General features: G+C 36.9%; 18 protein-coding genes and 1 pseudogene. 2 read left to right on the top strand and 17 right to left on the bottom strand.

The genetic code is table 11. From position 1 onward, the window contains the following. Window positions 1-7 precede the first annotated feature (7 nt). The 7 genes from AB5M32_RS09990 to AB5M32_RS09960 all read right to left on the bottom strand — a co-directional run bounded on the left by AB5M32_RS09990 (window position 8) and on the right by AB5M32_RS09960 (window position 8,477). Window positions 8-925, bottom strand: a complete 918-nt coding sequence (locus AB5M32_RS09990) for a hypothetical protein (RefSeq protein WP_161651420.1) — start codon at window positions 923-925, stop codon at window positions 8-10. A gap of 543 nt (window positions 926-1,468) precedes the next feature. Further along, the gene (locus AB5M32_RS09985; protein ID WP_178286095.1) at window positions 1,469-2,896 is read right to left on the bottom strand and encodes an alpha-L-fucosidase; all 1,428 of its coding nucleotides are present in this window, start codon (window positions 2,894-2,896) and stop codon (window positions 1,469-1,471) included. A 12-nt stretch (window positions 2,897-2,908) separates the two neighbouring features. Next, a complete protein-coding gene (locus AB5M32_RS09980) occupies window positions 2,909-3,088 on the bottom strand; it encodes a hypothetical protein (protein WP_094940596.1) in 180 nt (59 codons plus the stop codon). Beyond that, window positions 3,081-5,240 carry a 1,3-beta-galactosyl-N-acetylhexosamine phosphorylase gene (gene gnpA / locus AB5M32_RS09975; protein ID WP_178286093.1) on the bottom strand — a complete coding sequence of 720 codons (2,160 nt, stop codon included), beginning with the start codon at window positions 5,238-5,240 and terminating at the stop codon, window positions 3,081-3,083. The genes AB5M32_RS09980 and gnpA overlap by 8 nt, the downstream gene beginning before the upstream one ends. 16 nt (window positions 5,241-5,256) lie before the next feature. Then, the gene (locus AB5M32_RS09970) at window positions 5,257-6,138 is read right to left on the bottom strand and encodes a carbohydrate ABC transporter permease (RefSeq protein ID WP_094940598.1); all 882 of its coding nucleotides are present in this window, start codon (window positions 6,136-6,138) and stop codon (window positions 5,257-5,259) included. A gap of 19 nt (window positions 6,139-6,157) precedes the next feature. Beyond that, on the bottom strand, window positions 6,158-7,063 hold the full coding sequence (locus tag AB5M32_RS09965; RefSeq protein ID WP_240274102.1) for a carbohydrate ABC transporter permease: 906 nt from the start codon (window positions 7,061-7,063) through the stop codon (window positions 6,158-6,160). Between the two features lie 64 nt (window positions 7,064-7,127). Then, the gene (locus tag AB5M32_RS09960) at window positions 7,128-8,477 is read right to left on the bottom strand and encodes a carbohydrate ABC transporter substrate-binding protein (RefSeq protein ID WP_178286089.1); all 1,350 of its coding nucleotides are present in this window, start codon (window positions 8,475-8,477) and stop codon (window positions 7,128-7,130) included. 140 nt (window positions 8,478-8,617) lie between these two features. Between AB5M32_RS09960 and AB5M32_RS09955 the strand changes: the two genes are divergently transcribed. After that, window positions 8,618-9,433 (top strand): AraC family transcriptional regulator, encoded by an 816-nt coding sequence (locus AB5M32_RS09955; RefSeq protein WP_178286087.1) that lies wholly within the window; start codon window positions 8,618-8,620, stop codon window positions 9,431-9,433. A 257-nt stretch (window positions 9,434-9,690) separates the two neighbouring features. Here the strand turns inward: AB5M32_RS09955 and AB5M32_RS09950 are convergent, their stop codons facing one another. Then, window positions 9,691-11,061, bottom strand: a complete 1,371-nt coding sequence (locus AB5M32_RS09950; protein ID WP_368024431.1) for an MFS transporter — start codon at window positions 11,059-11,061, stop codon at window positions 9,691-9,693. 163 nt (window positions 11,062-11,224) lie between these two features. Continuing rightward, the gene (locus tag AB5M32_RS09945) at window positions 11,225-11,755 is read right to left on the bottom strand and encodes a PadR family transcriptional regulator (protein ID WP_010718914.1); all 531 of its coding nucleotides are present in this window, start codon (window positions 11,753-11,755) and stop codon (window positions 11,225-11,227) included. Between the two features lie 274 nt (window positions 11,756-12,029). On the opposite strand from AB5M32_RS09945, the gene AB5M32_RS09940 reads away from it, so the two are divergent. Continuing rightward, window positions 12,030-12,407, top strand: a complete 378-nt coding sequence (locus AB5M32_RS09940; RefSeq protein ID WP_010718913.1) for a YccF domain-containing protein — start codon at window positions 12,030-12,032, stop codon at window positions 12,405-12,407. A gap of 175 nt (window positions 12,408-12,582) precedes the next feature. Here AB5M32_RS09940 and AB5M32_RS09935 read toward each other — a convergent pair whose 3' ends face one another. From AB5M32_RS09935 to AB5M32_RS09900, 8 genes and pseudogenes are all read right to left on the bottom strand, one after another. Continuing rightward, the gene (locus AB5M32_RS09935; protein WP_251849160.1) at window positions 12,583-13,641 is read right to left on the bottom strand and encodes a family 20 glycosylhydrolase; all 1,059 of its coding nucleotides are present in this window, start codon (window positions 13,639-13,641) and stop codon (window positions 12,583-12,585) included. Window positions 13,642-13,658: 17 nt separating this feature from the next. Then, window positions 13,659-15,011, bottom strand: coding sequence for an alpha-L-fucosidase (locus AB5M32_RS09930; protein WP_063627232.1), 1,353 nt, complete (start codon window positions 15,009-15,011; stop codon window positions 13,659-13,661). Continuing rightward, complete coding sequence (locus AB5M32_RS09925) at window positions 14,980-17,217, bottom strand: glycoside hydrolase family 3 N-terminal domain-containing protein (protein WP_063627233.1); 2,238 nt, start codon at window positions 17,215-17,217, stop codon at window positions 14,980-14,982. The genes AB5M32_RS09930 and AB5M32_RS09925 overlap by 32 nt, the downstream gene beginning before the upstream one ends. Then, on the bottom strand, window positions 17,210-17,413 hold the full coding sequence (locus tag AB5M32_RS09920; protein ID WP_368024452.1) for a glycosyl hydrolase-related protein: 204 nt from the start codon (window positions 17,411-17,413) through the stop codon (window positions 17,210-17,212). Before AB5M32_RS09920 ends, AB5M32_RS09925 begins: the two co-directional genes overlap by 8 nt. A 288-nt stretch (window positions 17,414-17,701) precedes the next feature. Beyond that, window positions 17,702-19,551: pseudogene (locus AB5M32_RS09915) on the bottom strand (alpha-mannosidase); the annotation flags it as partial. A 795-nt stretch (window positions 19,552-20,346) separates the two neighbouring features. Continuing rightward, on the bottom strand, window positions 20,347-21,786 hold the full coding sequence (locus AB5M32_RS09910) for an ABC transporter substrate-binding protein (protein ID WP_034866998.1): 1,440 nt from the start codon (window positions 21,784-21,786) through the stop codon (window positions 20,347-20,349). A gap of 16 nt (window positions 21,787-21,802) precedes the next feature. Then, complete coding sequence (locus tag AB5M32_RS09905; RefSeq protein ID WP_010737756.1) at window positions 21,803-22,720, bottom strand: carbohydrate ABC transporter permease; 918 nt, start codon at window positions 22,718-22,720, stop codon at window positions 21,803-21,805. Window positions 22,721-22,733: 13 nt separating this feature from the next. Then, on the bottom strand, window positions 22,734-23,702 hold the full coding sequence (locus AB5M32_RS09900; protein ID WP_010718906.1) for a sugar ABC transporter permease: 969 nt from the start codon (window positions 23,700-23,702) through the stop codon (window positions 22,734-22,736). Window positions 23,703-23,883 lie beyond the last annotated feature (181 nt).

The following is a 23,883-nucleotide window of genomic DNA, read 5'->3' as shown; positions in this document are numbered from 1 at the left end:
CCTTCTTCTAAATAACCTGGAGAATCGCTTCTTTTAATCGTCGTTCGCTTTTAGTCGTACGACTCGAAGAAATGACGGATTGGACATATGCCTCAAATTTTTCATTGATGATCGTTTGTTTGATTTTTTCATAATTTTTTTCCAATGCTTCGTCTTCATTAACAATTATTTCCTCTAATCGATAAAAATAAACATTGGCTCCGTTATCAATCAGAGCAGAACATGAACCTACTTGTAAATCAGCAATCTTATTCATTTTTTCTTGCTGATAAGCGTTTAAACTTTGCACCTCAGCCAATGAAATATATTCTTCATTCTGCTTTGCTTCTGGAGTATGTTTTAACCACTCCTCTGGTGATGGATATTCGCTATTTTGAAATAATGAATACTCTTTTGAATCTTTGGGTAAACTTACTTTTGTTAAGCGATAATTTGTACCAGCTCGCAACCACTCCTCTTTGTTGGTTTGAAAACGTGTATAAACATCCTGATCAGAACAAAACAGTGGGCCATTCTTTTGTGACAGCTTTTTGATCAGACTTGTTTTCGTTTCAGCCAAAAGATGACCATAAAACTCATTCAATCCAAATCGTGATAGACCGTAGACGATTTCGCCTTTGGAAATTTTCTCCTCTCTCTGTTTATTTTCATCTGCCATCGTATTCACGATTTCAGCATATGAAGTAAAATCTCCGATCCCCTCCTTTTTTGCAATAAAAAAAATGGCTTTATCCCAAATCGCACGCTCCCAAGAAGCCGTTTGTAATTCTTCGATTGCTTTTTTATTTTCAGCTAACGATCCAGTGATTTGCTCATTTTTATATCGATTCTTAACGTTTGCCAGATGATTTTTAATTTGCATGTGAAATTCAGTTTGCGTGATAGTCAAATCTTCAAACTTACCTACGTTTTGATTTCTATTCATTACGTTTCCTCCTAAAAATAAGAGAATACATATACCAAAAAAGAACCCACCTATTTTTTTCATCTCTTTTTACCTCACTTAAAATGTGTCATAAAAGAAATCTTCATCCACTTTTGATTGATCCCCTATCAATTGTTTCATCGTCTGCTTTTCCAACTGACTTTTAATGAAAGTTGTCCATCGGAAATTAATAAAAAACCTATAATTAAAAATAACAACCTCATTATTTTTCAGTGGAGATTTATCAAAAAAACACACTCATTTCAGATAAAAAAGCACAACACAAAAATTGTTTGTGCTTTTTAACCTATTCCTGAATATTAAAATACCTTTCCATCTTTAGATTTAGCTAACAACTATTTTTTCTTGGAATTAGTGAGTCATTTCCTTTCTTGCTTAGCATTCCACAATCAATTACCTTCACTCATCCACCATAGCTGATCACTTAGTAACTGAAACAGTTCTTCTATTTTATTCATAAGAGATCAGTGCTTGGATGGATGAATGCTTTTAGTTTTGTAAAAATAGATTTTAAACGGTTAGTTATTTGTTCACCAATAGTGCATAAAGTCCTGATAAAGTAGGATACTCTCTGTAAGCAACAAACTCTAGCTTGATTTGTGTGGTGGTGATTTTCTCAAAATCAATGATACGTTTATATCCAATTGATTCAATCTTCGCCAAAGGTTGATAGCCTTCTTCTGTCAAATAGGAAATATTGCATCCCTCTACTCGTTGACTAACTGAAATGTCTTCTTGCAAAATCAATGTATTGAGCGTTTTTGCAGTTTGCCAAGACAATGTCATCATTGGGGTGGAATCATCTGCAGCTGGTTTCCAATTGCTTTTCTTTTGTTCTTTTTGTATTTGAAATTCGACTGGATCTACTACTTCACAGGAAGAAGAAAAAACTAATTCGCCTTGTAACTCAGGTTGATTTGTTTTGATTTCTTCAATCATCCTTCCTAGTTCTGCTAACACCTTTTTATCAGGATCAGCTAGCTGGCCTGCTGGTGTTGGTGGAAGGTTTAATAAGAAAGTACCATTTCCGCCTACAGAACGTCGATAGAGTTCAAATAATTCGTTACTACTTCGCACTTTCTGATCTTCATTTTGATGATAAAACCAACCTGGGCGAATCGAAGTATTCACTTCGGCTGGGTACCAAACTAACTGACCAGTATAATTTCCCAACGCAGTACGACTACCTAAATCTTCGTCAACGCTAGAGACTTTCTGAGAAAACAAACCATCATCAACTTGCTGTGAATCCTTGGCAATTTTTTCAGCATTTCTCAATGTGACTGGAACCACACTCCACTCGTTTTTTCTTGTTTGACCCGCTTCGTTGCCAACCCAGCGAACATCTGGTCCACAAACAGCAATCACTGCCTGTGGTTGTAGACGACGGATCACCTCATAATAACGATCCCAATCGTAAACCTGTTGTTTGCCATTATCCCCTTCACCGTTGGCACCATCAAACCAGACTTCAAAAATTTCTCCATACTGTGTTAATAATTCAGTTAATTGATTGACATAAAAATCATCATAGCTTTTTCCTTCACCGTATGTGGCTTCAGTTCGATCCCATGGAGATAAATAGATGCCAAACTTCAAACCTGTTTGGCGACAGGCATCAGCAAATTCTTTAACCACATCTCCTTGTCCATCTTTCCACAGACTTGAGGCAACGGTATGTTTCGAATAAGCACTTGGCCAAAGACAAAAACCATCATGATGTTTACAAGTTAAAATCGCACCTTTCATACCGGCTGACTTCATGGTTTTTGCCCATTCCAAACAGTTTAATTCTTTCGGATCAAACAGGTTGGGATCTTCGTGACCCAATCCCCATTCTCTGTCCGTCATGGTATTCATGCCAAAATGGATAAATCCATAAAATTCCATTGCTTGCCAAGTCATTTGACGCTGGCTTGGGTAAACTTGTACTGCTTTACTAATATCCATGTTTGTCCCCTGTTATTTAAATTTTCTATTGTAGTTCCATAATTGTAGTAGAACTCCTGCTAAACCGAGTAACTCAATAAATAAAAAGTGATAGCCAATCGTTCGTTGTCCATAAATAACTAAAGACACACAAAAGAAGAAAAATAGCAGATTCCCAATAATATTTAGTATAGTTTTTGCCGATTCAGTCATCTAGTTCACTCCAAATCATTTCATAAGGTTGTAAAGTCATCTGTTCCACCTGTGCGTTGCTTAAGTAGATGTTCGTTGTTTGAACTTCAGCAGAATTGTTGATCACACAATAACGTTGTACTTCTGGGAATAAAGAGACTTCGCAATAAATGTTTTCTGCATAGCCATTATAAATTTCGTCTTCTTTATTCGCTGCATAATACAAGCAGCGCATGAGTAGTCGAGCATTTTGAAAATCAAATGGTAAACCAGCTAAATAGACACTACGACCTTTTCCAAATTCATGACAAGCTAAATGGACTTCTTCTTCGCTGTATTCTAAAATTTTAGTTTCTTCGGACAATGCATAGACACTCTTGACCGTTTCACCGAATTTGAATGCTGGTATAGACTCTGTAATAAAATGGTTCGATGTGACTTGTTTAAAATATTTATCACTTGAAAGTGACAAGCCTCGTTCTTTCTCTACCCCTAACACATGAGCCAACTGGAAAAAGCGTCCTTGATGTGGATAACTAGCTGGTTCGCCGATTCCGATGAAGCCTCCACCTTGTGCGACCCATTCTGTAATGATTTGTGGTAATGCTGTTTCGGTCCAAATCTTTCCTCCAGAAAAAGCTGTATCTGTTAAACCAGCGTTGATGATCACATCAATACTCGGATCAATTCCATGATTTAAAATATCCTCAAAGCTGATAAAACTTACATCCACATTCATTCCACTCAAGGATTCTAACACGCCATAATAAGAATAGGCTTCTTTACTGTAAAGCGCATGTGCAACAGTGAAAGCTTGCCATGTTCGTAATTTCCCCCAATGATTTAAAATAGCTACTTTTAACCCAGAATATGGTCGAGTGTGGTTCATCTGTGTATGAATCATTCGAAATTCTTCGGTAATCATCGCTACGGTATCGATGAATTTAGGAAACTTATTTGCTAAACTTAAATATCCGCCATACCCCATGCGTTGAATCGGACTACGCAAGATTGCTCTTCTTGCTTGAACCCAATTAGTCATTGCTTCAATCGATGGATCATTTCCTTCATAAAATGTATCAGGGAAGAAATAAGGTAAAAAACGACCTTCTGTATAATTCACGTGTGGGATATCTGAGATCATCCGTAGTGTCGTACCGTCACCCACACTACCAACCACTGCATCAAGTTTCATTTTTTCTGCTAAAGGTCCATAGGGCTCCGCCCCGATCCATTGATCCCCTAAAAACATCATGGCTTCTTTTCCTGCTTCGTGAACCATTTCTGTTAGTTCTGCCACAAAATCCACGACGAATGCTTGAACCAACGACATATAATCTTTATAACGTTGATTCGGAATACGAAACGAAGAATTATAATATCCTTCATCAACAAAATCCTCAGCTGTGAGGGAATACCCATAGGTTTCTTCAAAGCGAGCAAGCATTTTAGGTGAAACACTTGCACCATAGCCAAACCAATCGACAAACTTCTCTTTTCCTTGATGATTGAATACTAATGAAAATTGATAAAAGAACGTGGTGAACCTGACGACATCAACCTCTGGATTATCTTTAAGCCAACTTTTCATTGTATCTAAAATAAATTGGTGGGAATGAGGCTGAAGTGCATCAAATGGAATCTCGTGTTCCTTATCTCCCCAATCATTGGTTAAATGATTGTACATTTCTACTGGATCCCAAATGATATATGCTAAAAATGAAACGGTATATTCATGCCATGGGGTGGTTTCTTTGATCATCACACGATGCTGTTCTTGATCAATTGTCCATAAACTAGCATCGATCACCTCGCCAGTTGTCCGGTCAATTACTTCCCAATATTTTTTAGGATTATCCCGATAATTAGGAACCAATTGGTCCGGATAGTAAGTTTTCATAAAGGCTATCGTTAAAGAAGTCTCTTTTGATAAGATTCGGTCCGACATTAAATAAATTTGCGGACACTCTTCCATATGTTCTTGTATAAAATCGTTATGTGCGCGGGTAGGAAAATACGCATTATAGATTTTTAAACCACTGTTTTTTATTTGTTTGTCTAATTTTGTACCGTCGCTATCACGGATGGCATCAGCCTTCCATTTTTTAGCTACCGCCATTGTTTCATCATAATAATTTTCTTCGCTGGGTAATGTCACTCGTCCCTTTTCCATGTCGTTTTCCTCCTTGTTATTCTTTGGATCCGCCTTGAGCCATTCCTTCGAGCATTTGTTTTTGAATGAAGGCATATAAAATCAAAGCTGGTATCATGACAATGACCATCCCCGCATAAAGCCGACCATAGTTTGCAGCTGCTTTTTGTGCGGTCATCAAATTCAGTAAACCAACTTGCAATGTGCGTTTTTCGCCTGGAATTAATGTCAATGAAATAATATAATCATTCCAGTAGGATAAAAAATTAAATAGGATAACTGTGATTACTGATGGTTTTGCCATCGGGATAAAGATTTTTACCATAATTTGAAAACTTGTCGCACCATCAATCATCGCAGCTTCTTCATAAGTAGCTGAAATGGTTTTGAAATACCCTTGTAGCAGATAAATCGTAAATGGAACCGTCGTTGATGCGTAAGTAAGTGCTAAAATAAAAAGATTGTCAATAAAAAAACCATTAGGTAACCACTCAATCAATGCTCGATCGCCATTGACCAACATTAGAAAAATTGGTACTACAATATAGTTCACATTGATGAATAAACCAGCCATGAAGAAAGTTTGTAAAAACTTCTGTGCTTTAAATTTAAAGCGTGAAATGACATAAGCCGCTGGCAATGAGATCACTAAATTGATTCCTAAGGCGAGAATCGTAACGAAGACAGAATTCAAAAAATAATTTCCCATATTCGCTTCTTGAAACGCATCGATGAAATTTTGGAAGTTCAGTCCTTTCGGAAGGGTCCAAGGATTGCTATAAAATTCACTTTTGTCTTTTAAAGAGGCTAAGAACACCCAAACGACTGGAACAAACACCGAAAGTGCAATTAATCCTACTAAAACAATCGTTAAAAATCTTAATATCTTGGTATTTCTATGTTGTTTGCTCATCTCCATGATCGAATTCCTCTCATCTTTAATATTGCAAAACGTCGCGATCTGTAATTTTACTTACAATCAAAGAAAGAATGAATGAAAATAAGAAGATCACAACACCTATCGCCATACCATACCCATAAGAAGAATTAGTATAGGCTTGTTTGTACATATAACTTAATAAAACTTCTGATGAGCCATCGGGACCACCACCAGTCATTGCTTTAACCAATACAAAACTTAAGTTGATCGAGCTGATAATATAAAAAGTCAATGTGTTCCGAACGTTTTGCCAGATCAAAGGGAGAGTAATTTCAAAAAATTGCTTAAAGGGTGGTGCTCCATCTAAAGCAGCCGATTCGTAAAGACTTGTTGGAATACTAGCCATACTTGCTGCATACATGACCATATAATAACCAACGGATTGCCAAACCATTGCTATAGCAATACTGTAGATAATGATTTTCTGGTCTCCTAACCACATCTGTTTCCAATGATCGAGGTGAAAAAGACCTAAAATACTATTGAGTAACCCATGGTTCTGATCATAAATAGCGGAAAAGATCGCTGCAATTACAACGATAGATAAAATATTCGGTATATAAATGATAAATCGATAAATCGACTTGCCTTTAAGCTGATGACCAGACATAATCGTTGCTAATAAAAGAGCGAATGCCATGGTGATCGCAGTAACGATTACTAGTAATAACACGGTATTTTGAAAAGCTCGAATAAAATTGTTGTCTCTCAATAAAATGTTGAAATTATCTAGCCCCACAAATTGTTTGACCGCCGAAAAACCACTCCATTTGAATAAAGACATTTGAAAAATATTAAACGTTGGAATAATCATAAAGACTATATATGCGATCAAAGCAGGCATCACACACAAGGTGACAAAGATCGTATTGTTTCTTTTACGAGAAGGTTTCTTTCGTTCCACTTCCTTTTCCTCCTTTTAATATAGGGTCAGGCATTTTTTACCTGACCCTTGTTTTCCTCGCAAATCAGTCTTTCGTAGCCCGCAATTTTTCACTTGCTTCATTCAATTCACTTTGCCATTGTTTCAATGTTTTATCACCAGAGATGATACTGTTTGCTGAATCAAATAGAATTTCCTTGATGTTCACACCTTCTACTGGTTTTGTACTCGCAAAACCACCAACCAAAGCTTCCACATCCTCTTGTTGATAGATTTCGTAAAATGCTTTAGTTTCTCCTTCAATTTTCTCTTCAATCCCTTTAATTGGTTGGATAGCATTTGATTCTAAGAAAATTTTGGCAGCTTCATCAGAGTAAAGATAGGCCATGAACTGTTTAGCTAAATCTGTATTCTTTCCTTCTTTAGGTACCCAAACGGATTCGACTGATGTTGTCAAGTAACGCTTACCTCCTTCTTCTACTGAAGGTAGTGGCATCAGCCCCCAAGTAAAGCCATCTGCGCGAGGGGCATCTGCCATTTCGCCAACAATCCACGTACCATTTGGCATAAACATATTTTTATCATCTAAAATCGATTGTTGATTTTTAGTAAAATCTTGCTCATTTGCATGTCCAACAGTCGCTTTATCAGTATATTGTGTCAATAATTTTTCCGTATATTTTAAAACTTCTGTGGCCTTTTCTGTTTTCCAAATATCTTTTTTATAAGTCATCACATCGTTATAAAAGTCTGTTCCGCCCACACCTGCTAGGATAGAAAAGAAATAAGAATCCATGTAACCTGCGGTTGGATAAGTAAAGAGATTGATGTCTTTCTTCTTAGCTTCATCCCCAAGTTTAAATAATTCCTCAAACGTTGTAGGTACTTCCCAATTGTTTTGACTTAACAAGTTTTGGTCATACACTAATCCAGTAGGAGCGTAATACATTGGCATTAAATAAGTTTGATCGTCCCCATATGGATTGGTATTCAGATTGCCGACAATGCCATCAATCAATTTGTCTTTTACTTTGACGTCTTCAGTAGGTACCGTCATTTCTAATACATCTGTTACATCTTCCAAAGCGTTATCTTTGATCAACGATTCAGTTAATCCCGCTGAACGTCCTTGGCCTAATACTACTAAATCTGGAAATTTCCCAGCTTTCATATTGGGTGTGATTTCATCTTCTAAGCTTTTACTGATTGTCAAATTTACTTTTACTCCTGGATTGGCTTTTTCAAATGCCGAAATAACTTCGCTATACATCTCACGACCATAGCCGCCTTCTAATGCTGCAATCGTTAATTCTTGATTCGTTTTCCCATTTACTTCTTCCCCATCAACGTTGCTTTTGTTTGATTTTCCACATGCTGTTAACCCTAGTGTTAGTGTACTTAAAAAAATTAGCGAAGTTACCATACCTTTTTTCATTTGTGTTCCCCCCACATTTTTAATATAATTTGATTATAAATGGAATGTAAGCGGTTGTATTTTGTTTTTTTGCTATTATTTTTATAAATATTGTCTTTTTCTTCAATATTTATAAAACCAAAAAAAGGAGTAGACTTTTTATGACAGTGCAAAATCTAGATTTGATCCAACAAAATAATTTAGAAATTATGTATGTCCATCGTTCAGAACGTAACAATAGCAATTGGCTTCACTTTAAACATGCACATCCTTTTGCTGAATTATTTTATATCACAAGTGGTAAAGGATTATTTATCATTGGTGAGGAAGAAGTCGAAGTGTCCGAAACTGACTTGATTTACATCGCACCGAATGCTGAACATACCGAACTGTCTAAATATGATACGCCAATGGAATACTTTGTCATTGGGTTAAGCGGGTTTACCGTAAAAAATAAGACGCACTTCACTCTCCCCTATTTAGTCATTCAAGATACAAAACGTGAATACCCTTTTTATTTTTACAAGTGTTTTGAAGAACATACCCAAAATTATGAACATCATGATCAAATCATCAAAAATCTCATCTCATCGTTTTTACTGATCTTACAACGAGAGAACCAATTAATGATCGCTACTGAAATCCCAGAGATTAATCTTAAGAGTACTGTTCTTATCAAACATTATATCGATGTCAATTTTAAAGAAGATCCCTCGTTAGAAGATTTGGCTAAACAGTTCCATATGAGTAAATATTATTTAAGCCATCAATTCAAAAAAGATTATGGGATTTCACCGATCAAATATTGGAACACTATTCGTTTGGAAAACGTCAAAGAACTATTGCTATCTTCTAATTTTTCCATTGCAGAAATTTCAGAAATGCTTAGTTATACCTCCCAATCCTATTTAACTCAAGTTTTCAAAAAAAGTACAGGTATCAGTCCCGCACAGTATCGGAAAAACCATTGGCGTTGAGCTATGAAAGAAGCATCATTAAAAAACCTACAAATAGCTCAGAAAAATTTTGAAAGATAAGCTTTGTTCTTATACATAATGCTGCTAAAACAATGATTCACTTACTAATAGATGCTATTTTTCTATAAAACAATACATAAACTAGCCCCTCGCTCAATCAAGTCAGCGAAGGGCTAATTTTTGAATAGTTTTTTGATTGTAAAGTACGTTTAGTTCAAATCTTTCTTCAATAAGTCTACCTGTCTACTATTTTAGATTTACTTTTTAATTGTTGCTATACCCATTGTTTTTGGAATTTTTAGGATTTCAATGATTGGCAGAAGCATTAGCGCTCCTAAAACCGCAAAACCTAAGCTATAAGCCAGTGGGATCGACAATTGGATTTCCAATAAATGGATCACCAATGTAATAAATGATACGCCTAACCCTTGAGCTAAAGATTGGACAACTGTATTCAATGTATTGGCGCTATTGCGTTCTTGTGGTGGAATTTCTGATAAACTTAATCCCATAAACGCTGTGAGTGCGAGCGAGCGTCCGATTCCTGAAGCAAAAGCTAGTAACATAATAATCGCTGGAAACGTGGTTGATTCAATGAAAACTAAACAGAAAGAACTACTCAAAATCATTAAGAATGACGCAATCAACGCCCCTTTGTAGTTAAGTGAGCGAATAATCGATGTCGTGAAGGGTTTGATCCCAATATTTCCAATAAAAATGAAAATAACATAACTTCCTGCAACGACTGCTGACCAATGAAAAATATTTTGTAAATAGATCGTCAACAAGTATGGCATCGCTCCGACAGATAACCATAGGATTGCCCCACTGGTTTGGCCAATTCTAAAAGAAGTCTTTGAAAGAGCCTTTAATGAAAATAAGGGGTGTTCGACTTTATTTAAATGTTGATATGTGAACAAAAGAAATATTATTCCACTCACGATACACACAATTCCTGCTATCTCAAATGAAAGACCGTCTCGTGAAGATAATTCTGCACCGACTACCAGTAAGGTGGATGCCGTTGCCATTTCCAAAAAACCGAGCCAATCAAATTTATTTTTGATCAGGTCATGGTCTGACGGAATCAATGAATATCCTAGAATCAAGATCGACATACCGATTGGCAAATTGAACAAAAAAATCCAATGCCAACTTAAATAGGTAATGATTGCTCCACCCATTATAGGAGCGATCGCAGGTGCGATTAATGCTGGCCAAACAAGATAACTCGTCATTTTTAATAGTTGGTCGACTGGCGTTTTTTCAAAAACGATCAATCGTGCAGTAGGTGTCATCAACGCTCCAGAGAAACCTTGTAACATTCGCATTCCTAAAAGAACCCCAAAACTAGGCGCAAGGGCGCTTCCTAATGAACTAATGGTGAATAGGAAAACAGCCAGAAGCAAGATTTTTTTCTTACCAAAATAATTGGCTAACCAACCACTCATTGGGATAAAAATCGCCACTGTGACTAAATACGCACTGATTAAAAGTGAGATTTGTGACATACTTGTTGAAAAAGTGGTCGCCATTTTGGGTAAAGCTGTTGTAACAATCGTACCATCTAATATTTCCATAAATAAACTCATTGCCATTACTAAGGCAATTTTGATTTGTTGAGACATGTTCTTCCTCCAAATATCATCCTTAATATATCTTTTAGATATATATTTTTTTGTATAAAAGAGACTGTAACTAATAAAAAGTTACAGTATCGTTGCTTTTTTATGACGTTTTAAAAAGCGCTCCGTTGATAAGGACTGTCACGTCTTGTTCTATTGATCAAGTCTATTCTTCCCTATAAGGTAGTTCTGATAAAAAATCTTCTGCCCACTGGATTGCTAACTGGGCTTTTCCAAGTAATAATTCTAATTTTTTAGTCGCATACCAATGATCAATTTTTTTTACTTCGTCTAATTTTTTTAAATAGCCCTTGATTTCGTCAACCGTGATTTGTTTTTCACGTATGTAGACCATTAATAATTCTTTTTGTTCGTCTAATGAGAGATGTTGCATCGAATCGAGTTTGATTAAATAAATTTCTTCTGTATGAGCGCCACTGGGAACATCTTGTTTCATTAATTCAAAAAATCGTTGACGTCCTTTATCAGTAATACTGGCAGTCTTTTGTGTACGGCCTTCTTCATTAACAGTAATAGTGATTAAGCCATTTTTTGCCAACTTGTCTAACAATGGGTATAAAACACCAAAACTGACTTTGCGATTTTTGCCTAAAGAAGCCTGCATTGCATTTCTTAAGTGATAACCATTTTGTGGTGATTCCATCAATTCTCCTAGAACAAACAGTTCATTCATCATGTTTCTTCCTCCTTATCTATCTTTTAGATACAAGAATGATATATCTAAAAGATGCATAAGTCAATCACTTTTCTTTATTAAGATAATTAAGCAAACTCACTTTGCCATTCACATTCTTTCTGTTCTTAGTTCACCATTAAATAACTATTTTTATATATAATTAATATTAAAAAACATTTATTCAAAACAAAAAACACATAATTAAATAACTTTAATAAAGGAACTCTAAGAACCATTACATGGTATAATGGGAAAAAATTTAGTAGGTGTTAAAATGAGAATGTTAGGAAACTTGATTTGGTTTATTTTTGGAGGCTGTATCGGTGGGATTGGTTGGTTTTTAGCAGGAGTCATTTGGTGTATAACGATCATTGGTATTCCAATCGGGTTACAATGTTTTAAGCTGGCAACTCTTAGCTTTTTCCCATTTGGTAAAGAAGTGATTTATAGCGATAGTGGGACTTCTTTAATTATCAATATCATCTGGTTGATTATCAGTGGACTCCCATTAGCGATTGCCCACGTGATTAGTGGTCTTATACTCTATATTACGATCATTGGTATTCCATTTGGTAAACAGTCGTTTAAATTAGCTAAATTAGCGTTGATGCCTTTTGGTACGAGAATCGTTCTAACCAGATCTTATTATTGATTAGATAGTTAAGAACCTGGTAACAATTTCTAGATCTAAAAAAGCCGAAGAATGTCAAAAAAGAAACAATTTTTGAAATCTTCGGCTTTTTTGTTTGGACAACTTTTAAGAAACACCAGGATCAATTATTGAAGACAACATCAACTATAGATTCACCTCTTTGATCACTGATTGTTCATATTGTTTCGTGCCAGATGATTTGCTGTTGTGCAGCTAATGGTTCTTTAATCATTGTTAAGACTTCCTCTTCAGTCAAAGCATCAGGGTAGTCACTCCAGATAGCAAAATAGGCACCTTGTACTTTTTTCATTTGTTCGTTTGTTAATCGTTGATTTTCAGGAAATTGATCAATCGTCCAGTTGTCTTGAATTTTTTGAGCTGTAGGATACTTATAACTGGCACCTTCTCCTAAAACAAAATAGAAAAATTGATCGTTGACATTGATCAATTGATGGTCACGAGTGAGAAATTCCCCCGCAGTCGCCATTGTTGCTTGATGTTTTGTCCAATACGTAATTTGAATAGAAGGTTTTAATTTACTTTTCATGAGCAGTCCTTTTTTATAGACACCATCATTCCAAATTCTAGCTTTTTTACCTAATGTTTCGACATAGTCTGCTAACTCATTGATGTAGTCGATGAAAACATCATACTGACGGGTTGGATCGTGGTATTTAGCGATTGCTTGTGCTTTTAGTGCCGGATATTTATCCAACTCTGAAAATTCAATGTATTCGTCAGCCCCTAAATGGAAATAATCGGAACGATGAAATAACTCTGCATATTCTTTTATCATCTTTTTGATCATGGCGACCGCATCTTTTTTGGTGATATCAAGGGCTCGATTAGTCGGAAAAATCAAAGAATCTTCGCCTTCTCGCTCCATTTGCCATTGTGGATAGATTGCCAACAACCGTTGCAAATGACCAGGACTATCAAACTCTGGAATCACAGAAATCCCCTTTTGCTCCGCATAATCAATCAAATCCGTCATTTCCTGTTTCGTCAAAAATTTCTCTGATGTGATTTCTGGAATTGTTTCGCATTCCAACCGAAATCCTTCATTATCAGAAAAGTGAAGTTGCAAAGCATTCATTTTCAATGAAGCCATGTAGTCTACAAGTTTTTTCAGAAAATCCATTGAATAAAATTTACGTCCAATATCTAAAATCACGCCACGCTCTTTTAAAGAAGGTGCTTTTGTAACAGATATTGGCTTGTTTGATTCATTCATCAAGTAGCATCCACTCCTTATTCTGCCATTAGTTGCCAACAACCAATGCCCTCTATCGTTTTTCCTGGTACTAAAGTTTCTGATCCCATTACCTGATTTTTTTCAGACAGTTCTTGAATGGTAAAGTTTCTATAATCCAATCCTACCTCAGACAGCAATAAAGATGAAGCGTTTTCTTTATAAAAAAAGTAATAATCGCCATTTTTCTGGGTCACATACCAGCCTTCAGGGGAATCAAACGGTACTGCTCTTGTCTCATAGATTCCTTCGCCATATTTTTCCAACCAATCGCCTAGTCTTTCTAAAATCGCTACCGCTTCTGTAGGTAACTCTCCATTTGGTTTAGGTCCGATTCCTAGTAGTAGATTTCCTCCTTTTGCAACGATCTGGACGAATGATAGAATAACTTCTGCTACTTCTTTATATTCATCATTTGGCCAATAGCCCCAATTTTTGGTTAATGGGATATTGCTTTCCCATACTTTGACTGGTGGTTGTTCAGGTATTTTTCTTTCTGGTGTCACATAGTTCTCATAGGCCCCGCCAATGGTTCGATCGACAATCAAGAGATCTGGCTGAGAATGCCTGACTTCACTCGCTATTCTTTCCATATCGAGTTGTTCATTGCCCTGATTCACCCAGCCTCCATCTAACCATAAGATATCAAGTTGGCCATAATTTTGGCTAATTTCAGTGAGTTGATTCGTAACAAACCGATCATATTTCTGCCAGACTTCAGGCAACTCTTTTGGGTCATAATTTGCGTATCGCCCAGTCGCTTCTCTTTCTGGCAACCAATAATAAGAGCTATGCCAATCTGGTTTTGAATAATAAGCACCTGTCGCTAGTCCTTCCTTTCTAAAAGCGGTGACAACTGCCTTAAAAATATCTGCTTGAGGCGCTTTATGGTAGGGACATGTCGCTGCAGTTACTTTATAATCCGAATACTTTGTATCATACATTGTAAAGCCGTCATGATGTTTTGTTGTAAAAATCATGTAGCGAAAACCAGCTTGTCGGCACAGCTCTGCCCACTTAGTTGGTTCAAACTTATAAGGATTGAAACTATGGATCAACCCCCAATAATCTTCTCGTAATTCGACCATGTTCGTGCGCCAAGGTATTTTTCTTGCCCAGCTGTCTTCTTGTGACAATTGCCAAGACTCTACAATACCGGGAATACTATACAGCCCCCAATGAAAGATCACTCCCAGTTTTTGATCTTGAAACCAATCGAGTTTTTTTTGGATATTAGCGGGTAACTCCTGGTAATGATCTGTTTCGCTTTGATGGTTTTCGACAATGTCTTTTCGCAGCTTACGGTCTTCGTTTTCCTGTTCAACTGCGGATACACCATGTGCTTTTTTCATGATCATCAACCTTTCTAAATAATTGAATACTTTGTTTAAAGGTAACTGTTTCAACTGTCAAATGAACTTCTCTTGGCAATACTTCTTTAAACGTTTCATCTAAATAGTATAACTGTTCTTTTGTTAGGATAATTTCAATCATTCGTTCTTCCAATGGGGTTAGATGTACTTTTTTAAATACCAGCAATTCTTTTTCTCGTGGGGGAATAAAACCTTGTTGTTTTTTCCCGTAAATTTGAATCGTCTCTGCTCCACTATGATTACCTGTGTTTTTCAATCGACAAGAAACCTTAATCGAATGATCTTGATGATCGGTAAAGAGTACATCGGTCAATTCAAACGATGTATAGCTTAAGCCATAGCCAAAACGATAGATTGGCTTTTCAGGATAATCGGTATACGTTTCTTTAAATTGAGTATTTCGATAGTTATAATAAACGGGTAATTGACCTGAATGCTCGGGAATCGTAAACGCTAATCTACCATTCGGATTTTTCCCAAAAAGAACATTCGCGATCGCTTTTCCTCCGTATTGTCCTGGATAGCCAGCGAAAAGAATCGCTGAAACATGTGGTTCAATCGCTGAGATACTATGAGGTCGGCCTTCAATCAAAACGGCAATGACTGGTTTTCCATGTTTTGCTAATTCCTTGACTAGTTTAATTTGGCATTCCGGTAGTTCGATCGAGGCTAGGTCAATATTTTCCCCACTAGTCATTTCTTGTGATCCCTGTAATGCAGCGCCATTTTTAGCAAAAGCCGTTGAAAAATCTCTGGCACTGGACCCACCTAAAGTCACGACAATGACATCTGCATTTTCAGCTACTTGATTTGCTTCGTCTAGTCCTTGAGGTAGATCAGTTGTGATCTGACAGCCTTGAGCAAAAGCCAATTGGGTAGTTGAATTTGCCGTGTGCTCTTCGATCCCCTGCAATAGATTGCAACATGATGCTATTTTTTTAAAAGGCGTGTAATCACCTAATAGATGATAGATATTATTCGCATGAGGTCCTACAACTCCAATTTGATTTAATTTCTCTTTTTTCAAAGGTAATATATTGTCATTTTTCAACAATACTAGACTGTCTTCTGCCAAAGCTGTACACAACGTTTCTTTTTGTGCCGAAGTAAAAGAAACTTTCGGTGAACTTTGGCTAGAGAAAAGACCTAATTCGCTTTTCAACTCAAGAATTCTTAAAACAGAACGATCAATCACTTCTTCACTTACCAGCCCAATAGCCACTGCTTGTTCTAGATAAGGAAACACCTCGTCCCATAAGCTAAGATCAACTCCACTAGAGATGGCTTTGGCTGCAGCCATTGATGGATCGCCACAAGTTTCTGCCACTCGATCTAATGCACAACCATCGGCCATGACGATTCCAGAAAACCCGTATTCTTCTCGTAAAATTTCTTGTAACAAATGGGGATTCGTGTGACAAAACACACCATCAATATCGTTATACGCTGCCATACAGCCTTTTGCGCCAGCTTTAATTCCTGCTCGAATGGCGGGTAAATGGATTTCCCTTAACTCACGCTCTCCGATTGCCACTGGACCAGAATTATGTCCTCCCATGACGTTTCCTTGACCAGCCAAATGTTTTAACACAGCTTTAATTTTTTGTTCTTTTTGTAAACCAGTTACAGCTGCTTGGGTAAAGGCTGCTGTTAGATACGGATCTTCACTAAAACATTCTTCTGTTCTGCCCCAGCGTGGATCTCTTAATAGATCTAAAGTCGAAATCAGTCCAAGATGAGCCCCTTTTTCCTGTAACTCAGCAGCCACGACTTCTTGCAATTGTTGGTAAAGTTCTGGATTCCAACTACATCCCACTGAAAAATTCGTTGGCAAAGTGGTGGCTTCTAAGGCTTGATGCCCATGAGGACATTCTTCGGATAATAAGACCGGTATTTTTAAACGGGTCTCTTTTTTCATGTATTGTTGGATCATCTGACTGACTTCTTGTGCCTCACTGGTTGTTAATCCAGTCAGCTCATTTCTTTCAGACCAAGGATCGGCACGAAATACCCCATAAATGACACCGACCGTGCCATATTTTTTCACTTCATTTTTGAAATAGTCCGTCAAAAAAAGCTTTCCGTCTTTTTTTTCGTAGACTTGCCAGCCATACAATCGTTGATTCAATTGTCCAACTTTTTCTTTTAGTGTCATTTTTTGCAACAATTTTTGCAAATCACCCATCGTTCTGCTCCTTTAATTGGATTTTGAAGGTATGGATCTCGTAAGGTTTGAACACCACTGTTACCTCATGCTCACTGTCTAAAGCGACTGTTTCAATCGGATTTTCTAATAGATCGCAAATCTGTACATGTTGAATTGGCTGAGAAAATTTTAAGACCGTTGTTGTTTGGCGATTTTCAAATTCATAAGCCCGCATAATGATGGATCCATCCGTTTCAGCTTTCTTTAAGGTTTCCAGACAAATGTTTCGTTCTTGACAGTTCACCCACGAACCTTCTGGTAAAGTTTTCTGTTCTTGACGAACAGCCAAACAAGGGATATTTAATTGACGAGCTTCTTCTTGGGTCTTCGCTTCCTTCCACGTTTGAGCATGGCAATAAAGCGAGTAGGTGAACTGATGATTGCCTTGATCTGCTGTTTCATAAGGATCTGTGGCGGATTTGATCAATGAGACTCCTAAATGTTGGTATTGAGCATCAAAGCCATACTTTGAATCTGTCAATAATGAAATCCCATAGCCATCATCGGATAAATCGACCCATTTATGTCCACATACTTCAAACTTTGCTTTGTCCCACGAAGTATTTTTATGCGCCGGTCGTTGTAGATTGCCAAACTGGATATCATAAGTCGCTTGACAGGCACTGGAAACTCCGCTCGAAGGAGACTATGATTTTGCTGCCAATCAACCTTCGTTTCAAAATCGATTCGTGCTTTTCCGTGAATCAAATGGATGTATTGCGTAATAGTCGAATCATAAAACTTTCTAACGATTTTCAACGTATCCCGAATCGGACCTTGATCAACAATCAATGCTTCTTGAATATCGGTAATGATTGTTGGTTTATTTTTATAGTAAAAATCAATGTCCCATGCATCATAATTTAAAGGCAGATCTTCGTAAACCAGTAGTTCGTTCACTGCTTTCTTACCAGCGATTTCTCGTTGGTTCTTTTTATCGAATGCACTGATCATACGATAGTGTTCGTCGAATAAAAGACTAAAGTCTTGTGTCTCGTATTGCTTAGTTAAAGGAGTGGTTTCCGTTTTAGTCGTGACTTCACGATCTGATTTTACAATAGTGTAATAACTCCCACCGAGAGCAGGTAAATGATCGAATCGTCCTAAGAATTGTCCATCATACGTTTTTTGGCTGACAATCGACTGACCTTGATGTTCCAGACATTCTCCTGACTCCAGTGGTAATGGAACGATGACTTGTTCACTTACTCCGCTAGGGTTGAACAGATAAAGAAACTGTCCTGCATCGTGACTTGGCAACACTGTGTCAATTAATTGGTTCATTTCAGTGAAAAGTTCGTGATAATCAATATCTGTCTGATCATAAACTTCTTTGATTCCGCTTCCTGGAAGAATATCATGGAATTGATTTAACAATAATTGTTTCCATGATTTTTCCAACATTTCAGCTGGATATTTTTCTCGGGCAAAGATACTATATAATTTTTCAACTGTCTGTAATAACGTTTCACCAAATCGATTGTTGCGCTTGTTTTTCCCGATTGAGGTGTATGTTCCTCGATGGTATTCAAAATACAGTTCTCCGAGCCACTCTTTTTCCTGATGTTTGGTCATTTTTTCTGAGAGTTCTTCAAAAAAATCAATCGCTGTGCTTTCAATGACTTGGGGCATACTCGGCAAACCTTTTTTCATACGCTTCAACGTTTCCAACATGTCTCGTGTTGGTCCTCCACCACCGTCTCCATAACCGTAAGCGATCAAAATACTGTCATTGACATCCTTATCTAAGTAGCGTTCCCAACTTCCTTTCACCGTATAAGGATCGAGTAGTCCATTGTAAGTCGTATAGTAAGGTGTCGGGCTATAACCGTCACTGATTGTCGTAATAAAATGAGTTAGCGCTCGGCTACCATCGATTCCTTGCCAAAAAAAGCTGTCATAAGGAATCTGATTGAATTGATTCCAAGAAAGTTTTGTTGTCATGAAATAGGGCGTGTTTGTTTTTTTCAAAATTTGCGGTAAAGCTGCAGAATAACCAAAAACATCTGGTAACCACAAAATTTGACTTTCTTGACCAAACTCTTCGCGTATAAATTGTTTCCCATAAAGAAATTGACGGACCAATGATTCACCTGAAGCAAGATTACAATCTGCTTCTACCCACATAGCCCCTTCTGGAATCCACTTGCCTGCAACAATTTTTTCTTTGATTTTCTCATATAGTAGCGGATAGGTATCTTTGATCAATTGATACATTTGTGGTTGACTCTGAATGAAAGTCAGTTCATCATATTCCTCCATTAATTTCAATACAGTCGAAAAACTACGTTCTCCCTTTTCAACCGCCTGCATCACTGTCCATAACCAAGCCAAATCGATATGTGTATGACCAACAACTAAGGCACGAGGAGCATTTTTTACTAAGCCTGTTTGATAAAATGCACGTTCTAAGTGTTCTTTTGCTTTCATTAATCCTTGATAATATTCTGAGCTATAAGGTTTATAAAAATTCAATTGATCAACTACTTGTCCTAATTCTCTTTCATAATAGATATAATTCGAGTCATGCTCGTTTAGCGATCGCCAACTATCCAATATCACGAACAAATCGTAATAGAGTTCATAAGTCAAAGGATCGATCAACCTTAGCTCAACCGTCAAAGGATATTTTTTTTCCTCCCGACCTGAAAAAACCTCGATTTGCAATGGAATCCGATCTCTTGAGGCATATTCTTTGGGTAACCGCAAAGTCGTATGGTTAACATCTAACCCTTGGATCAGCTGATCATCAAAATACACTTTTATTTGAGGGTTTGTCGTTGAATCCCATTCAGTTAGTGAAGAAAAGATTGCTAAATCGACTGTTTGATTTTGAAATTCATTTGGTAAACAGAGTTCTCCTGCAATTGTATAGTACTGATTTTTTTCGCCAAAATAAGCACCTCTTTCAAATTCTTTTGTCCCCGTTTCAGAATGAAAAACTAAATTCTCAACAGGTATCGCAGTTTTGATCATGTTCTTTTTTAACTCTATGATGATTCGTTGCACACGTTCAAATTCTAGTAATTTTTTCACACTATTCCTCTTTTCTAGTGAAAAGCCAGGAAACAACTAAAAAAATTGAGCTCCTGGCTTGTACTATCTGTATTATTTTTGTTCTTTTTTCCAACTATCATATTGTGTTTGCATTTCCGTGATAATTTCATCTAGTCCAGCCGCATTCATTTTTTTCTTCATATTATTCAAATTCTCTTGTGTTTCAACTGAGCCAGTGTTGATCAATGCTTTAAATTCTTCTTGTACGTTATTCAAAGCAGCAAGTTGCGTTGTCACAGCTTTCGTGTCAAAGTTGAATCCAAGTGCTGGGGATGCTTCTGCTTGCTCATTATAAGATTTCAACACTTCCCATTCGTCTGTTGGCGCACCTTCTTGGTGATAAAGATTGAAGTAATTCCCAAACATATAAAATGGCATCGTATAATTACTATGAGCATCTAACCATTTGATTGTCTTCTCCCCAGTTTTTTCATAATGTGTTCCTTCAATACCATAGGATAAGAGATTCATCAATTTTTCGTCGGTATTCACAGCTTCTAATAGCTTCATCGCTTCTTTTGGATGTTTCGAGTTCGCACTGATCACCGTACCGCCACCCATTGCTGAAGCATTCGTCACAATTGAATCTACCATAGGCGTTACCACTACATCTTTTTTCACTTGGTCTTTGACTGTTGCTGTATCAAGTGGTCCCATCACGGTTGAAGTAACAAACCATTCTTTCCCAACAATATCGGTTTGTTTTGCCAGTGCTGCATCTTTATTCACATAGCCTTTTTTCATAAAATCTCTCACTTTTTCAACCCGTTCAACGTATGGTTTCTCAAAATAATAATTGACGATCTTCCCTTCATCTCCTTCAAGGTTGATCCCAACGGATGTTGATAATTCATCGAATTTATAAGGGTTTCGGTAACCTTCAGACATGTACCAAGGATTGATTCCTTCTTTTTCCTTGATCGTTTTGAGCCATGGTTCAAGTTCATCATAGGTTTTGATTGATTCATACGGAACATCATATTTATCAACTAGTTCTTTATTGAAGACAAAATATTCCGTAGCAGCGATTTCTTTTTGCGCTGGTACCCCATATATCTTTCCATCAATGGTGGAACCTTTCCAAAAATTCTCGTAGATTTCAGCTTTTAATCCTTGGTTTTCATTATCAAGTAATTCTGTGATATCGTACAATGCGCCCTTTCGAGCATTGGTTAAATAATTAAATCCTCCTAGCCAAGAAGCAGTAAATGCGAGATCAAAGCTTTCTCCGGCATTGACCAGTGCGCTCATCTTTTGGTCATATTCACCCCAGTCAATTTGATTAAGAGACACTGTGACATTATATTTGTCCTTTGTATACTTATTGACCGCCTCATTCACTTTTGCCACATCTTTTTGTGGAATACCCGTTATGTACCAAGTAAGATCCACCGTACCAGACTCACTCGCATTACTGGTTTTGTTACTTGAACATCCTGTTAAAAGACCTCCTGCTAATAATGCAGCTCCTAGCAATACAAATTTTTTCATTATTTTTCCTCCTATACTATTCTTTCACTGCGCCAACAGTTAAACCACCAATAAAATATTTTTGAAAAAAAGGATATGCAATCAAGATCGGTAAAGTAGCTACTACTACCACCGCCATTTTGATCGTTTCAGTGGGTAAAGCACCGGTTTGGGTCATCCCCATTTTTCCAGCATTGTTTGCAATAAATTCAATATTATTCTCCATCTTCATCAACAAATACTGTAACGGTACCAATTGATTATTATCGGTATAAAGTAATGCTGAAAACCAATCATTCCAATAGCCTAAGGTTAAAAATAAGGCAATGGTTGCGATACCTGGTAACGATAACGGAAGTACGATTTTAAAATAAATCAACCACTCACTGGCACCATCGATATATGCTGATTCAATCAATGCTTCTGGGACAGACATTTGATAAAACGTTTTCAAAACCATGATTGAAAATGTGGACATACACAAAGGTAAAATCAATGCCCAGATAGAGTTCCTCAACCCTAAAACATTCACAACCACAATGTAATTACCAATCATCCCACCGCTAAACAACATGGGTATCAAAGAATACCTTGATAAAAACCCTCGATAAGCGTAAGTCTTTCGAGAAAGGGTATACGCAAAGGTCGACATTAAAAACACACCGATGACGGTCCCAATGATCGTAATGAAAATCGTTGTACCGAAAGCGGAAAAAATCGCTCCTTCTTCAAAAATTGCTTGAAACGCTGCTAGGCTCCATTTTTCAGGTAGCAGTCGGTACCCGTTTCGTTGGATCGATTCTGAATCAGTAAAGGCGATAATACAAACTAAAATAAAAGGAACAGCAGTTAAAAAGGTCAATATCCCTAAACCCAGACTAATCAAAAGGTTATTTTTTTTACTGATTCGTCCAAATCGGTTCAAAGATTCACCTAGTGTTTTTTTTGCTTCCACTCTTTTTCCTCCCTTAAAAGATTCCTTGTGTTTTATCGATTTTTTTGACGATCATGTTGGTTCCTAACACTAAAAAGAAGCCAACTACTGACTGCAACAGTCCACCAGCAGCCGATAAACCGATATCTCCCATAGACGACAATCCGCGATAGATATAAGTGTCAATGGTTTGTGTCACATTGATAAGCGCCCCTGAATCTTTTGGCACTTGATAAAACAATCCGAAGTCTGTCCGAAAGATCCCCCCTACTGCTAAAATCGTCAACATAATGATCACCGGTTTCAACATAGGAATCGTGACATACCAGATTTGTTGGAATTTTGTTGCTCCATCAAGATTAGCTGCTTCGTAATAAGATTTATCAAACCCGCATATTGCGGCTAAAAAAATAATCATATTGTAGCCCATCGTTTTCCACATTTGTACAACGACTAAAATATAAGGCCAATACTTTGCTTGCATATAAAATTGGATCGGCTCTTTCCCAATACTTATCAAAAACTGATTGATAAACCCATTTGTCGGGTCCAAAAATGCAAATACGATATAACTGACAACGACCATCGAAAGAAAGTAAGGAATAAACATGACACTTTGATACAATTTTGATAGTCGCTTACTGAAAATTTCATTTAACAATAATGCAAGGATCAATGGCACGATGATTCCCATAACAATGAACAGCACATTATAACCAACCGTGTTGCGAATAATCAGGCTAGCATTCCCACTTTTAAAAATAAATTCAAAGTTTTTAAAAGCGACCCAATCACTCTTCATAAAACTCTCAAAAAAATTACCACTTAATCGAAAATCTTTAAACGCCACTAAAATCGCAAAAAGTGGAAAATAGGAAAATATCGCAAACCAAATGATTCCTGGTAAAGAAAGGAAAAATAAAGGTCGGTTTTTTTTAAATGTTTTTAACACACGATTTTCCTGCTTCTTTTTGACAAATGTTGCTGCTAATTTTTCTTCCATCCTGTTCAACTCCTTATCTACGTTTATCATAAAGTAAATAAAGCGCTTTCTCAATTTGCGATTTTATAGATTTATTGGCAAAATTATAGACAATATTTTTTGTATGTAATAAAGACACAAAAAAGAAGAGTCTGGAATATCACTCTTCTCGAAAAATGATTCATGATTTCATTATTGGTTT

The organism is Enterococcus sp. C57 (genome assembly GCF_040887305.1).
GTDB lineage: Bacteria > Bacillota > Bacilli > Lactobacillales > Enterococcaceae > Enterococcus_B > Enterococcus_B hirae.
The sequence above is the reverse complement of the archived record's forward strand: the minus strand, read 5'-3'. Positions and strand labels throughout refer to the sequence as shown.